At 65.7% G+C, this 14,425-nt stretch carries 15 protein-coding genes and 1 pseudogene; 1 reads left to right on the forward strand and 15 read right to left on the reverse strand.

The window, feature by feature from the left end; genetic code table 11:
• Positions 1–18: 18 nt before the first annotated feature.
• The 3 genes from rplS to rimM all read right to left on the reverse strand — a co-directional run bounded on the left by rplS (position 19) and on the right by rimM (position 1,750).
• Complete coding sequence (gene rplS / locus LGT36_RS07005; RefSeq protein ID WP_226097059.1) at positions 19–366, reverse strand: 50S ribosomal protein L19; 348 nt, start codon at positions 364–366, stop codon at positions 19–21.
• A gap of 128 nt (positions 367–494) precedes the next feature.
• On the reverse strand, positions 495–1,220 hold the full coding sequence (trmD, locus tag LGT36_RS07010) for a tRNA (guanosine(37)-N1)-methyltransferase TrmD (RefSeq protein WP_226097060.1): 726 nt from the start codon (positions 1,218–1,220) through the stop codon (positions 495–497).
• Complete coding sequence (gene rimM, locus LGT36_RS07015; protein ID WP_226097061.1) at positions 1,220–1,750, reverse strand: ribosome maturation factor RimM; 531 nt, start codon at positions 1,748–1,750, stop codon at positions 1,220–1,222. The genes trmD and rimM overlap by 1 nt, the downstream gene beginning before the upstream one ends.
• 626 nt (positions 1,751–2,376) lie before the next feature.
• Between rimM and LGT36_RS07020 the strand changes: the two genes are divergently transcribed.
• A complete protein-coding gene (locus LGT36_RS07020; RefSeq protein WP_226097062.1) occupies positions 2,377–2,814 on the forward strand; it encodes a hypothetical protein in 438 nt (145 codons plus the stop codon).
• A gap of 86 nt (positions 2,815–2,900) precedes the next feature.
• Here the strand turns inward: LGT36_RS07020 and LGT36_RS07025 are convergent, their stop codons facing one another.
• The 12 genes and pseudogenes from LGT36_RS07025 to LGT36_RS07080 form a co-directional block, all read right to left on the reverse strand.
• Positions 2,901–3,131 carry a KH domain-containing protein gene (locus LGT36_RS07025; protein ID WP_226097063.1) on the reverse strand — a complete coding sequence of 77 codons (231 nt, stop codon included), beginning with the start codon at positions 3,129–3,131 and terminating at the stop codon, positions 2,901–2,903.
• Positions 3,132–3,266: 135 nt separating this feature from the next.
• A pseudogene (rpsP, locus tag LGT36_RS07030) lies at positions 3,267–3,731 on the reverse strand (30S ribosomal protein S16); the annotation flags it as partial.
• A 153-nt stretch (positions 3,732–3,884) separates the two neighbouring features.
• The gene (locus LGT36_RS07035; protein ID WP_226097065.1) at positions 3,885–4,676 is read right to left on the reverse strand and encodes an FAD:protein FMN transferase; all 792 of its coding nucleotides are present in this window, start codon (positions 4,674–4,676) and stop codon (positions 3,885–3,887) included.
• Entirely contained in the window at positions 4,673–4,819 is a 147-nt protein-coding gene (locus tag LGT36_RS07040; protein WP_226097066.1) for a hypothetical protein, read from the reverse strand. Before LGT36_RS07040 ends, LGT36_RS07035 begins: the two co-directional genes overlap by 4 nt.
• 2 nt (positions 4,820–4,821) lie before the next feature.
• Positions 4,822–5,238 carry a hypothetical protein gene (locus tag LGT36_RS07045; protein ID WP_226264624.1) on the reverse strand — a complete coding sequence of 139 codons (417 nt, stop codon included), beginning with the start codon at positions 5,236–5,238 and terminating at the stop codon, positions 4,822–4,824.
• 5 nt (positions 5,239–5,243) lie between these two features.
• Complete coding sequence (locus tag LGT36_RS07050; protein WP_226097068.1) at positions 5,244–6,617, reverse strand: ferric reductase-like transmembrane domain-containing protein; 1,374 nt, start codon at positions 6,615–6,617, stop codon at positions 5,244–5,246.
• Between the two features lie 147 nt (positions 6,618–6,764).
• Positions 6,765–7,850, reverse strand: a complete 1,086-nt coding sequence (locus LGT36_RS07055) for an amidohydrolase family protein (protein WP_226097069.1) — start codon at positions 7,848–7,850, stop codon at positions 6,765–6,767.
• A complete protein-coding gene (ffh, locus tag LGT36_RS07060; protein ID WP_226097070.1) occupies positions 7,847–9,439 on the reverse strand; it encodes a signal recognition particle protein in 1,593 nt (530 codons plus the stop codon). The genes LGT36_RS07055 and ffh overlap by 4 nt, the downstream gene beginning before the upstream one ends.
• Positions 9,440–9,468: 29 nt before the next feature.
• Complete coding sequence (locus tag LGT36_RS07065; protein ID WP_226097071.1) at positions 9,469–11,244, reverse strand: HD domain-containing protein; 1,776 nt, start codon at positions 11,242–11,244, stop codon at positions 9,469–9,471.
• A 15-nt stretch (positions 11,245–11,259) separates the two neighbouring features.
• On the reverse strand, positions 11,260–11,598 hold the full coding sequence (locus LGT36_RS07070; RefSeq protein ID WP_226097072.1) for a P-II family nitrogen regulator: 339 nt from the start codon (positions 11,596–11,598) through the stop codon (positions 11,260–11,262).
• Complete coding sequence (locus LGT36_RS07075; RefSeq protein ID WP_226097073.1) at positions 11,595–12,854, reverse strand: ammonium transporter; 1,260 nt, start codon at positions 12,852–12,854, stop codon at positions 11,595–11,597. Before LGT36_RS07075 ends, LGT36_RS07070 begins: the two co-directional genes overlap by 4 nt.
• 168 nt (positions 12,855–13,022) lie before the next feature.
• Positions 13,023–14,267, reverse strand: a complete 1,245-nt coding sequence (locus LGT36_RS07080; protein ID WP_226097074.1) for an ammonium transporter — start codon at positions 14,265–14,267, stop codon at positions 13,023–13,025.
• Between the last annotated feature and the right edge of the window lie 158 nt (positions 14,268–14,425).

Raw genomic sequence — 14,425 nt, forward strand, 5'->3', positions numbered from 1 at the left:
CGTGCGAAGGAGTAATGGTCAGTTCTCGCGCTTCTCGCGGATGCGAGCAGCCTTACCGCGCAGTCCGCGCAGGTAGTACAACTTGGCGCGGCGAACGTCGCCGCGGCGGTCGACCTCGATCTTGTCGATGGTCGGGGCGTGCAGGGGGAACATGCGCTCCACACCCACTCCGAAGGAAACCTTGCGCACCGTGAAGGTCTCGCCGACGCCAGAACCCTGGCGTGCGATCACGATGCCCTGGAACACCTGGACGCGAGAGCGCGTGCCCTCGACGACCTTGACGTGAACCTTGAGCGTGTCACCGGCGCGGAACGCCGGAATGTCTTCACGAAGCTGGCTTGCGGTAACGCCGTCAAGCTTGTGCATGTCTCACTCCTCGCAGCTGCCACAGGTCATCCACGATCTCTTGCCTTGCGGCACTCGATAAAGGACGTTGCGCCGCGGGAAGGGCTGAACCCCCTGTGGCAGGTCTCAGCTCCGCGCGCACCAACAGGCTATTGTGCCACACCGTCGTCGTGGCCTGCGAGCAAGTCGGGGCGCCGTTCACGCGTGCGAATGATCTGCTGCTCACGCCGCCATGCCTCGATCTTGCCGTGGTGCCCGCTCAGGAGCACCTCTGGCACGTCGAGACCACGCCACGACGCTGGCCTGGTGTACGAAGGGTACTCAAGCAAGCCGTCGGCATGGCTTTCCTCGACGATGCTCTCCGCGTTGCCCATGAAGCCAGGGATCAGCCGGGTGATCGCCTCGATCATCGCGACCGCAGCCACTTCTCCCCCGTTGAGCACGTAGTCACCGAGCGACAGTTCGACGACGCGGAAGCCTTGCGCTTCATAGTGCTCGGCGACCCTCGCGTCGATGCCCTCATAGCGTCCGCAAGCGAAGGCGAGCTGGCCTGCCTGCGCCAGTTCGGCCGCGAGGGCTTGAGTGAAGGGGATTCCCGCTGGGCTGGGAATGACAAGCACCCCGCCTGGCTCCAGCACGTCGTCAAGAGCGCGTCCCCACACGTCGGGCTTCATTACCATGCCCGCACCGCCACCGAACGGGGCGTCGTCGACGGTGCGGTGAACGTCGGGGCTTCCATCGGCCTTGACCGCGGCCCACTCGCGCAGGTCGTGAACGGCAACCTGGACAAGTTCAGACTGGCGGGCTTTGCCCAACAGCGACACGTCGAGCACGGAGAAGAACTCAGGGAAGATCGAGACAACGTCAATCCGCACTAGTGCGTCTCCCCCGTGTCCACTTGCTCCTCGCCTGCGAGCAGCCCATAGGGCGGCGTGACGATCACCCGACCGCCGTCGATGTCTACCTCGGGAACGAACTCCTCAACAAACGGAATCATGGCGCGATGACCAGAGGGCTCCTTGACCACGAGCAGGTCTTGGGCGGGCATGTCCATCAGGTCGACCACCTCGCCCACGAGAGTGCCGTCGGGCCGCTCGGCCCTGAGCCCCACGAGTTCGTGGACGTACCAGGCTCCGTCCTCCTCGTCTTCGTCGGCCTCGACAACGAGTTCGACGCCGCGAAGCGAGTCCGCGGCCTCACGGGTGTCGATGTCTTCGATCCTGAGGTACCACCTGTCCGACTGAATGCGCGTCGAGACAATCGTGAGGGGGCCAGCGACAGCAGGCTCTGTCTCGAGCGTCGCTCCCGGCTTCAGCCGTTCCTCGGGGATGTCGGTCCTTAGTTCGACCGTCACCTCGCCCTTCAGTCCATGGGCGCGGCCGATGCGCGCAACAGTCACCTTCATGGGTGCAAGCCTAGGGCGCGGAGGGCGCCGCGACGACGCCAAGGGACCGCGAACGCGCATCTGTCGCACCGCCTGCGGCCGCACGGCCGCCAACCAGGACGCTCCCCTCCAGGACGCTCCGAACCGATCTCGTGCGCGGCGCGCCCTGCCGCGCAGCGCATGAAGGAGTTTTGCGGCGTGTCGCGCACCGATCCGGTTCTAAGTGTCTGCGTCTGCACGTCACCACGCGGTGGTCTGGAGACTTGTGACCGCGAACCGCCCCGACTCACCATGGCGGCAGTTCGACCGGCGCGTGTCGCCTTCCGCCACGGTCAGAAGTGACCAACCTGGGCGAGCGACTGCCGAGAAGGCGCGACTCGCTGTTGCGAGCCAGAATTCGGCAACGCGAAGGGCCCGACCCCACAAGGAACCGAGCCTCGTGGACGTCACAAGAGTTGAACGAAGTCGCCGATACCGACGCGGGCCCCTACGCGGGAAACCGCGTCGAGGACGGTGCGCAATGAGTTCGCCGTGCGAAAGTGACGGCCGATGACCCGCGGAAGGTCTCGTGCGTTCGCAGCGTTGCCCAAGGTACGAGCCAAGTCAACCCGCGGTCGACGCTACGACCGCGCATGAGGAGGAGCGCCATGGCGTCCAGGGAATCGTCCACCGAAGACCAGAATGCCCGTCCGGACCGGCCCACACGCGTGAGCGTCGCGATCGCGCTGTCGTGGTTAGCGGGAGTGCTCGACATCACCGCAGGTATCGTCTTCCTGCTCGTCTCGAGCGACGAGCCCCTGCTTGCTGAGCTGTCCGTCGGCTCCTCGGGAGCCCTCGCCACCGGCGTGGGTCTGCTCGTCGTGGGTGCCATCACGTTGGCCGTCGGAGCGATGCTGAGTTCCGGCGCGAACGGTGCGCGCGGCTTCATCTCCGCGCTGATGGGGGCGCGCATCATCGTGCATGCGTGGGCCTTCGTCGCGCTGATGCTCATCGCCGCCACAGAGTCCGTACTCGGCATCGTGATCGCGATAGCCGTGCTGGCGGCGTTGTGGAGCCCCAAGTCGAACGGCTTCTTTACAGACTAGCCGCGAGGGCTTCCTGGACCTCGCGTTAGGGAACGCAAGAGGCCCGGCCCCCCAACGGGGACCGGGCCTCTCGCGTTGCTTGCGAGTCAGGCGACGTCGACGATGTTGACGCGAACGTCGTCGCGGGCGACCGCGTCAATCACGGTACGCAGCGAGTTCGCCGTACGGCCGTGACGGCCGATGACCCGCGGCAGGTCGTCAGGGTGGACGACCACGTTGAGGGTGACGCCGCGACGCCCGGAACGCTCAGTGACGCGCACGTCGTCCGGGTTGCGGACGATCGAGCGCACCAGGAACTCCAGCGCCTCGAGGACCATGCCCTACTTCTCCTCGTCGGAGGGTGCGGGCTCGGCGGGGCCGGTTGCCTCGTCGGCCGCTGGGGCTGCAGGAGCTGCGTCTTCTGCGGGTGCAGCGTCAGCCACGGCGTCGGCCACGTCAACGGCGTCTGCCGCCTCCGCGTCCTCCACTGGTGCGTCAGCTTCTGCGGCTTCCTTCTCGGCTGCTGCGGCCTTCGCGGCCTCGTCAGCTTCCTTGGCGGCCTTCTCCTTGGCGGCGGACTTCTCGGCCTTGAGCTTCTCTGCCTGGTCTGCGTGCGCCTTGATGGCGTCCTCAGCGTTGGCCTTGCCCTCGGCAAACTTAACGGTGCTCTTCGCGTCCTTGTCGCCCTTGAACTTGCCCCAGTCGCCCGTGAGCTTCAGGAGCGCGCGCACCTGGTCGGAAGGCTGAGCGCCGACAGAGAGCCAGTACTGGGCGCGCTCTGAATCGATCACGATGACCGAGGGCTCTTCGGTGGGGTGGTACTTACCGATCTCTTCGATCGCCCGACCGTCGCGCTTGGCGCGGGAGTCAATGACGACGACGCGGTAATAAGGGGCGCGCTTCTTGCCGAAGCGCTTGAGGCGGATCTTTGCTGCCATTTTGGTGATGCTCCTTGGGATTCGGTGTGAGTCGGGCTGAGCCGATCCGGGAAATGAACCGGGTTGCCTGACAAGACGAATAGTCACCCACGGGTAGAGGGCCGTGAGCGCCAACGGATAAGTATGCCAGAGGGTGAGCCTGTGCGGCGAACGCTAGGCGGCCAGGACCGACGGCCAACCGGACGACGCGTACGCGCCGTAGGTGCCATCGTCACGGACGTTCGTGATCGCCATCGCCTCGACGCCTGCGTCCAGGGCGGCAGAAAGGACCCTTTCGCCGCCTGCGGCGATCGCGGTGGCCCAAGCGTCGGCGTCCATCATGGTGCCGGCCATCACCGAGACTTGCAGGTAGTGCTGGGCCCCTTCACCGGTCGACGGGTCCCAAATGTGAAGTCCCTTTTGAGCGCTGCCCGAGGTAGCGAGGGCTCTCAGTTCGCCGCCAAGCATCACGACGTCGACCACGGGGCTGCCATTCGGGTCGCCGCTCACCCGCGGGTCCGCGATGCCAATCCGCCACTCGCGCCCCTCTCCCGACACGAGCACGTCTCCGCTCGCGCCAATCATCCACGCCGCGGTACTGATCGCGTCGAGTGCTGTCGAGCCGCGGGCGACAGCCCAGCCCTTGACGATGCCGCTCGGGTCGAGGTGGTCTGGTCGCCGCGCGTCAAAACCGCCGAGGGTCTTGGATCGGTACCACTCGCACGCGTTGAGGATCTCGAACATCTCTGGAGGGCAGTCGTCAATGGAAATCTCTCCCCTGTTCAGGCGCGATAGGTAGGAATCGTCCTTGAAGAGCGAGAAAACTTCATCGGCCCACAACAGTTCGTGGTGGAAGCGCTCGACCGCGTACGAGGCGACGGCGTCAGACGGAGGCATCTCCAGCTGCACCACAAACGGCATCCCCATGGCTGTCACGGTGGAAGAAAAGGGAGGGACCACCGTCATGGAGCGGCCTCCTGCGGTTCAGCAGGTGCTGATACCGGTGTGACGAGTTCGAGCGCCGGGACGGGCTCGGGTGCGAGGGCGTAGCCGGTAGCCAGCACCGCCGCACACACTGCGGTCACTACCAGCACCCGAGACGCCCTCATGGTTACGCGGCCGCCTCGTTAAGTGCTCCTTCGATGGACTCGATGAAGGCGGGCGAGGTGAACGAGGACCCAGAGACGTGCTCGACGTCAGCGCTCTGCGCCTCGAGAACTCGCTCGACAATCGTGGGGACGGCAAAGGCGTTGACCTTGACGGACTCGGGGTCGCTCGTCCCTGCCTCCACAGGGTCGACGGCAGTGATGACGCCGTTCTCGATGGTGACCTGAGCCTGGTAGCCGCCCTTGATGTTTTCGACCCTTGGACCGAGGTACACACCGTCCTCATAGGTGACATCGCCCACGGGCTGCGCGGCATCGGTCGCGGGTGCGGTGGTGTTGTCAGTCTCCGTTTCCGCGGCGGCGCCAGAGGAGCAGGCCGCCAGGAGCGATGCCGACGCACCGGCCCACATCAAGGTCTTCATCGTGGTCATTTCTTGTCTCCGCTCCATGCGAACGCTTCCCTGTGGACACTATCTCGACCGACGCCGGCGGCGCGGGCCTCCTGCTCGACGGCCTTGGCCCAGGGACCAGGACCACAGATGAAGACGTCGCGATCGCTGACGTCGGGAACGAGGTCGGCGAGCCCCGCATGCTGCTCCCGCGACGACCAGTTGTCGCCTCGAGGGCCAAGTACGACGTGCACTGCAACGCCCTTCGCGGCCGCGATCTGCTCGACTTCGTCAAGCAGCGGCGCCTCCGCCCTGGAGCGCGCGCGCACAATGACGTCGACCGGACCATGTGCGGGATCGAGTTGCTCCAGCATGGCGCGGATCGGCGTGATGCCGATGCCAGCAGCGATCAACACGATCCCCCGGTGGGTACGGGCCGCAGCGGTGAACACGCCGAACGGCCCCTCAACCATCACCCGTGTGCCAGGCGCTACGCCCGCGAGGCGCGAAGAACCGTCGCCACTCGGCTTGACGGTGATCCGCAAGACATCGCGTGTCGCGACACGAGACAGCGAGAACGGATGAGAGTCCCGCCAACGCTCTCGATCGAGAAAGCGCCACAACATGAACTGTCCAGGCTTGGCGCCCAGCCGATCCAGGTCGCGCCCGCTCATCTCAATGGACGTCGAGCCGTCGCCCAGGGTCGTCACGTTGGTCACCCGCACGTCGTGCCGCGCGAACCGCAGCAGTGGGGCGACGACCCTGAAAAGCACGAGCGATCCCCACGCCACCACGTAGAGCGTCAGCCAGAACCACCAGGCGACCCCTCCGTCGCGGAACGTGGAGCCCTCAAGAAACTGGTGAGGGATGGCGAGCGCGACGCCCACGTACGTGAGCAGGTGCACCGCGTGCCAGTTTTCATAGCGCCACCGCGAGCGCACCATCACCAGCGACGTCACAAAGATGACGGCGAAGACGCCGAGCCCGATCTGCGCCATCGCGAGATACCACTGGCTGGTGAAGAATCGCGTTGACTGGGCGATCACGCTGATATCCGCGTAGTACGCGCTCATGACGCTGATGATTCCCGCGTGCGCGGCCATGAGGACGATCGCGGCCTTCCCCGTGCGCGAGTGCAATGCCGCCGCACGGTCGTGTCCCATGCCACGCTCGATGAAGGGCGCGCGCGAGATCAGCAGCACTTGGAACAACATGAACACGGCGGCGACGATGCCGAGCGCACGGCCGAGGGAGTAGACATAGTCGATCGTCGCGAAGGTCTGCAGGCCACCGTCGGCCAAGAAGAAGGCCACGCCGACGGCCGCGACGACATAGGTGGCGGCTTGGGCCATGTCTGCCCACCAGGAGCGCGCAGCGACGACGCGCGGGCCAGGAATGGCTGGCGATGTCATCGGCGTTCCTCCCTCGAGCCAGCTCGCCGCTCGCGGCTACTGGCTGACGTCGCCAACACGCAGTGCCCCCGCCGCATTCCCGCTTGCGCGCGCAAACTCCGGTGGCGCGCTCCCCTCTGTCGCGAGAACGACAGCGCGACGGACTCGTCAGATCACTCGGACGCCATCCAACATGACGGCGCGTGGTGCAACGAGCACCCCGATCTCCTCGCGGGGATCGCGGTCGAGGACTACCAGGTCAGCAGGATCGCCTTCAGCCAATACTGGTGCGCCAAGAAAGCGCCGCGCCCTCCATGTCGCCCCAGCCACGACGTCGGCCGCTGGAATGCACCTCGCCAACTCGGCGGCTTCCCGTGCGAGGTCGCCGTGGGCGATCGACGTGCCCGCATCCGTGCCCACCAGCAACGTGACTCCCGCCTCCCACATCTTGGTGACGTGCTCGTGCCTGCGGTCGTACATGCGCTGCATCCGTTCGGCGAACAGCGGGAAGCGATCGCCAGCCTGGGCGGCAAAGGATGCGAAGTTGCCGATCTGGAGCAGCGTGGGGACCACCGGCGTGCCCGCGCCTGCTGCGCGCTCAAGGTGGGCGTCCGTCATGCCTGTACCGTGCTCAATGCAATCGAAACCCGCGTCGAGCAAAGCGTCGAGCGACTCGGTCGCGAACGTGTGCGCGGTCACCCTGGCGCCTTCCGTGTGAACGGCGGCCACAGCGTCGGCGAGTTGCGCGGCCGACCACAGCGGAGTGAGGTCTGCCGCTTCTCCCAGGTCGCGGTCGATCCAATCGGCGATGATTTTCACCCAGGACCCGGAGGCGCGCGCCTGCCGAGCGGCCTCGTCAGCCAAAGCCGCTGGCTCCACCTCGACCGCGTAGTCCTTGAGGTAGCGCTTGGGGCGAGCGATGAACCTGCCGGAACGGTACACCTTGGGTAGGTCGCCGCGGCCGTCGAGGATGTCGAGGGACGTTGCAGATCCCGTGTCCCTCACCATCAGCACGCCAGCGTCGCGCTCTGTCAGCGCCTGCTTGACCACAAGTTCGCCGTCGACGGGGCCAGAGGGGCCCACTGCCAGATGGCAGTGCATGTCGACGAGACCAGGAATCACCCAGCCGTCGACCCGAACGGTGTCCGCGTGCCGCGGCCTTTCGTACGTGATCCTGCCGCCGACGACCCACGCCTTGCCAACTGTCCGATCCTCATCGGCGAGGATCGGTCCCGTCAGCTCGTAGGCGCTCATCCGCGCAGGTACTTGTCCAGGCTCGGCAACTGCGTGGGATCGAAGGCTGGCTCTTCCGGCGCAGGCTTGCTTAGACCGAAGGCGCTACCAGCAGGGGACGACGACGCGCCGTGTTCCCGTAGCGCCTTCTCCTGGGCCGCGCGCTTGGCGGGATTGCCTGACTTGCCCTTGACCTTGCGTTGCGGCGCCTGCTTGCCCTTCGACTTCTTGCCGCCCGGGAGGCCACCTGGTCCCATAGCTGGCAGTCCGCCCATCCCTGGGATGCCGCCACCGCCAGCCATCGCCTTCATCATGCGCTGCGCATCCTCAAAACGCTTCACGAGCGAATTGATCTGCGCCACGGTGGTGCCTGAGCCCGCCGCGATGCGGGAGCGGCGCGAGCCGTTGAGCACCTTCGGGTTGTCACGCTCGAGCGGCGTCATCGACTGAATGATGGCCTCGGTGCGCGTCAACTCGCGCTCGTCGAGGTTGTCGATCTGGTCCCTCATCTGACCCATGCCGGGAAGCATGGTCAGCATCTTCTTCATGGAGCCCATGTTCTTGAGTTGCTGCATTTGGCTCAAGAAGTCGGTGAGCGTGAAGTCCTCACCCTTCGACATCTTGTCGGCCATGCGTTGGGCTTCCGCCTGGTCGAACGTGGCCTCCGCCTTCTCAATGAGCGACAACACGTCGCCCATATCGAGGATGCGTCCCGCCATGCGCTCCGGGTGGAAGACCTCGAACTCGTCGAGCTTCTCGCCCGTGGAGGCGAAGAGGATGGGTACTCCGGTGACTTCACGTACCGATAGCGCCGCGCCGCCGCGTGCATCGCCGTCGAGCTTGGTGAGCACCACGCCCGTCATCGCGACGCCTGCCTGGAAGGCCTGCGCCGTCGCCACGGCGTCCTGGCCAATCATCGCGTCGATGACGAACAGGACCTCATCAGGGTTGATCGCCTTGCGAATGTCGCCGGCCTGCTTCATCAACTCCTGGTCGACGCCGAGCCGGCCTGCCGTGTCGACGATGACCACGGAGTGCTGGCGCCGCGAGGCTTCCTTGATGGCGTTTGACGCCACCTTGACGGGGTTCCCCTTCGCCTTCTGGTCCTCGCGCGTGACGCCGCGCTCGGGTGCGAAGACGGGCACGCCAGCGCGCTCGCCCACGACCTCGAGCTGGGTGACGGCGTTAGGGCGCTGGAGGTCGGCCGCCACCAGCAGCGGGGTGTGGCCCTGAGCCTTCAGGTGGTGAGCCAGTTTTCCCGCGAACGTGGTCTTACCCGCGCCCTGGAGTCCCGCGAGCATGATGACCGTGGGGCCCGTCTTGGCGATGTGCAGCGGCCTGGCGCTGCCGCCGAGGATCTCGATGAGCTCCTCGTGAACGATCTTGACGACTTGCTGTCCGGGATTGAGTGCTCCTGAGACTTCCGCCCCCACTGCGCGCTCGCGGATGCGGTCGGTGAACGCCGTGACCGCCTGAAGGGCGACGTCGGCGTCAAGCAGGGCGCGTCTGATCTCGCGCACGGTGCCGTCGATGTCGGCTTCTGTGAGCCTTCCCTTTCCGCGGAGGTTGCGGAAGGTGGCTGTCAGGCGGTCGGACAAGCTGGCGAACACGGCTCTCCCTTCGGCTGTGGCGGTGTCGACTAGCCTACCTGGGGCCCGGCGGCAAGGGTCGCCCTCACTCTCGCAGTCAAGGTGTCGATCAACTGTTCACGCCATGCGGTCCACGCCTTGGGGCTGGCGGCCTTGGCATCGGCCTCCGTCAGTGCCCGCAACGCTTCGAACAGGTCGCTGCTGCCCCCGAGGCGCTCCACGAGTTCGGCCGCTACTGCGTTGTCCTCGACGTCGCGAGTCGTGGCAAAGCTCGCGAGCGTCAAGTGCTCGCACACCAGCACCTGGATGGCGTCTCTGTGTGAGTCCGACAGCCCCATCCTGGCTGCAATTCCAGGGATGAGGCTCGCGCCGTACTCGGAATGGTCCGCCACCCCAGCCTGCTTGCCGATGTCGTGAAACAGGGCCGCGTACAGCAACAGATCGGGATCGGGTACGTGCTTGCGGAACTTGCCCGCGAGCACCACCGCCTCGATCTGGTGACGATCAACCGTGTACAAGTGGAAGGGGTTTCGCTGCGGCCGATTGCGCACGGGCGCCCACTCCGGCAACCAGGAGACGATTTGGCCTGCCACGTCGAGCGCTTCCCACACGCCCAACAGATGATGCGAGTGGCGCAGCAGTTCGGTGAACCGATCGAGCGCCTCGTGCGGCCACGGGCTGCCTAGTTCAGGACAGCGCGAGAACGTCTCGAGAAGACTCGGGGTGAACGTGAGGCCGGTGGAGGCGGCGGCAGCGGCCGCACGCAGCGGGAGCACCGCGTCGTCTTCTGCGGCGTAACCGGGGGCGAGAGCGAGCTCGCCATCGACATCGATCAAGCCGCGAGCAACGGGGACGTGACGAGGAGCAGCGCCGCGGCGCTTGGCGAGGAAGGCGCGCGATCCCACCCCCGACTTCTCGAGGGCTCTGCGGGCGCCGCGCTCGGTACTGTCCACGGCGTAGGCGATGGTCCTGCCAGCCTCGGCAATGGACGCGAGCAGGGCGTCCGTGTCCTCCATGTGAAGAGCGTCGGCTACCTCTTGGGCCACGTGCCTGCCCACGATATGCGCGGCCCTCCCTGACACCGTGTGCACAGCGTCGCGCACGTCGAGCAGATGCTGTGCGGCGTCGTCGACCGCGCCGTGAGGGCGGTCGGTGAGCCACGTAGCGGCAAGGGCAGTGAGGCTCACGTAATCGCGCAAGCCACCGCGCGACTCCTTGATGTTTGGTTCGATCAGGTAGGCGAGCTCACCGCAGCGTTCGGCGCGTGCTCGCGAGGCCGCCAAGAGATCGGGCAGTCGCTTGCGTGCGGCCGATCGCCAATCGGCGAGAATCGCCGACCGCGCCTGCTGCGCCAGCGACTCATCGCCCGCAACGTGACGCAGGTCGAGCAGACCCGCGGCGGCGGCCAAGTCCTTCGATGCCACCTGGCGGCACTCGGTGAGCGACCTGGTGGAGTGGTCCAGTTGCAATCCCGCGTCCCAAATGGGGTACCACAAGCGGGCTGCCACCTCGGAGGCGGCTGCCTTTCCGCTCGTCGTGCCGTCGTGTAGCAGGACGAGGTCAAGGTCTGAGTGGGGTCCTGCCTCCCCACGGCCGACGCTGCCGACGGCGGCGAGGGTCAATCCCCCGATGTCGCCTGTGACGGCGGTGAAGTGCTCTGCGAGTCGCGTGAAGACCAGTTGTGCGAGCGCCTGCCTGCGCTCGCGCCCGTCGACGCCCGCAAGAGCAAGCGCGAGCGCCTGCCTGTCACGCTTGAGGTCCCGCACCCCATGGGGGTGCGGGACCTCAGCGTGTGAGCCGTCACGGACGATGCCGGATCGGCCCATCGTGAAAAGGCTGTTCTACAGCGCGTCGGCGCCGTGCTCGCCAGTGCGAACTCGAGCGACGTCGTCAACAGGAACAACCCAGACCTTGCCGTCACCGATCTTGCCTGTCTGAGCGGCGGACACGATGGCGTCCGTCACCGCAACAGCGTCGGTGTCTTCGACGAGGATCTCAAGACGGGTCTTGGGAACCAGGTCGACCGTGTACTCGGCACCGCGGTAGACCTCGGTGTGACCCTTCTGACGTCCGTAGCCGGCTGCCTCCGACACGGTGACACCCTTGACGCCGACCGCCTCGATGGCGGCGCGGACCTCGTCAACGCGGTGTGGCTGAATGATCGCAGTGACCAGTTTCATCGTTGGTTCGCCTCCTCGTATGCGGTTTCACCGTGCTCGGCGAAGTCAATGCCCGCCACTTCTACATCCTCGCTCACGCGAAGACCGATCGTGTACTTCAGGGCCAGTCCGATGACCAGCGTGACCGCAGCCGAGTACGCGATGACGATGATCGCCGCGAGGAACTGGGCCAGCAACAGGCCTGCGCCACCGCCGTAGAACAGACCGGCGTCGCCGAAGGCGTTGACATCGGTCGCGAAGAGGCCAACGGCCAGGGTTCCGACCATGCCGGACACCAGGTGCACTCCGACCACGTCGAGCGAGTCGTCGTAGCCCAGCTTGTACTTGAGTCCGATCGCGAGGGCCGATGCGACACCCGCGAGCAGGCCGATCACGATGGCGCCTAGAGGCGAAACCGACAAACCTGCAGGCGTGATGGCCACGAGGCCTGCGACGACTCCGGAGGCTGCACCAAGGGAGGTCGCCTTGCCGTCGCGAATCTTCTCAACGAGCAGCCAGGAGAGCATCGCTGCGGCGGGAGCCACGAGCGTGTTCAGCCATATCTGTGCCGCGAAGACGTCGGCTTCCCACCACGAGCCGGCGTTGAAGCCGAACCAGCCGAACCACAGCAGGGCGGAGCCCAGCATGACGAACGGAAGGTTGTGGGGACGCATCGCTTCCTTGCCGAAGCCCTTGCGCTTGCCCAGCAGGAGGATGAGGACGAGCGCTGCGGCACCCGCATTGATGTGCACCACCGTTCCACCTGCGATGTCCTGAGGAGCGGTCATGTCGGCAAACAGGTAGTCGGAAGACAGCAAGCCGCCGCCCCACACCCAGTGCGACACCGGCGAGTACACCAGCACGGCCCACAGGCCGGAGAAGATGATCCACGCGCTGAACTTCATGCGGTCTGCCACCGCACCAGAGATAAGAGCCACCGTGATGATGGCGAAGGTCGCGCCGAAGGCGGCCAGAATCAGGCCGGTTTCATCGCCAGCGACAGGCTCTGTTTCCGTGCCGACTTGGAAGATGTTCTGCATGCCAAAGTCGGAACTCGGGTTTCCGAACCAGCCACCGACGGTGTCCCCCGCTGACACCGAGAAGCCGACAAGGACCCAGAGAACGCCGACGACGCCAATGGCACTGAACGACATCATCATCATGTTGAGGACCGACTTGCCCCGCGCCATACCACCGTAGAACAACGCCAAGCCGGGCGTCATCAGCAGAACGAGCGATGCAGAAGTCAGGAGCCACGCAACGTTTGGGCTATCCATGTTTCTGTCTCTCCTTTTCGCTAACCGTGTGGCTAGTCAAGAGTCACCCTTCCGCACGACGGTTTCCCCTGAACGGCTCGAACGTTTCCGTACCGTTACGAAATGGCGGGCCAGGTAAAAGTCATGTTGCCGCGGTCGATTTCAGGAGGCGAAAGCTCAGAAATCGGATTATGCGTCTTCATAGGCCGCCTCGCCGTGCTCGGCAATGTCGATGCTGTTGCGCTCCACGTCAGCGTCGACACGGAAGCCAACCGTGTACTTGATGAGGAGCGCAATGATCGCCGTTCCTGCGAAGGACACCGCGAGGGCGAGTACGGCCACGAGTGCTTGGGAAACCAGTTGCGTGACGTCCCCTCCGTACAGCAGCCCGTTCAGCGCCCCTTCAGGCGCCCACGTGGTGCCTTCGTCGAGGTTGGCGAAGAAGCCGATCATGAGCGTGCCGACGAGTCCACCGACCAGGTGGACGCCCACGACGTCAAGCGAGTCGTCGTAACCCAAGCGGTACTTCAGGGTCACCGCGAGCGCGCAGAGGGTTCCGGCGACGACGCCGATAGCGAGCGCACCGTACGTGTCGACGGCGGCCGCGGCAGGGGTGATCGCAACTAATCCGCCGACGACGCCAGAGGCGGCACCTAGCGACGTGGGCTTTCCATCACGCAGGCGCTCGACGAGGCACCACGCGAGCATGGCGGCGGCCGGCGCCACGAGGGTGTTGAGGAACGCGCGCCCAGCCGTGGCATCTGCCGCGAATTCGGAACCTGCGTTGAAGCCGAACCATCCAAACCACAGGAGCGCGGAGCCCATGAGCACAAAGGGCATGTTGTGCGGCTTGAACGCGATCCTGCCAAATCCCAGCCGGGGGCCAAGAATGAGCGCGAGCGCCAAGGCGGCCGCGCCGGCGTTGATGTGCACCACCGTCCCGCCAGCGAAGTCGATAGGGGTCGACAGTGCGCCGGCGATCCATCCGTCGGCGGAGGCAAAACCGCCTCCCCACACCGCGTGGGCGATGGTCGCGTAGACGACGGTGAGCCAAAGGCCTACGAAGACCAGCCAGGGGCCGAACCTGGTGCGGTCAGCGACCGCGCCGGAAATGAGTGCGACCGTGATGATGGCGAACGTCGCCTGGAAGGCGACCATCACCAAGAAGGGGACGCCGGTGCCTGCGCCGAGACTGTCAGTGTCTGATACCCCGTTGAGACCGAAATAGGTGCTGGGATCTCCCACGAGGCCACCCGCCCAACTGGGCCCGAATGTGAGGCTGTAGCCCCAAAGACTCCACGCCACGGCGACCACTCCCATGGCGCCGAAGTTCAGCATCATCATGTTGAGCACCGACTTGGCGCTCACCATGCCCCCATAGAACAGTGCAAGTCCAGGCGTCATGAGCAGCACGAGTGCCGTCGCCATGATCATCCAAGCCGTATTGCCCGCATCAACCACCACGGTGTCCTCCCAGTCACGGATTCCTCAGCGCCGACGCAGCTGTCGACTGCGCCTAGCGTGACGCGTCCGCGTTACGGCACGGAGTCGGTCGTGTGTGGTGGGTGGAAACTTTTGCGGGGCAGTGGCGC

This window comes from Demequina sp. TMPB413 (assembly GCF_020447105.2).
Lineage (GTDB): Bacteria > Actinomycetota > Actinomycetes > Actinomycetales > Demequinaceae > Demequina.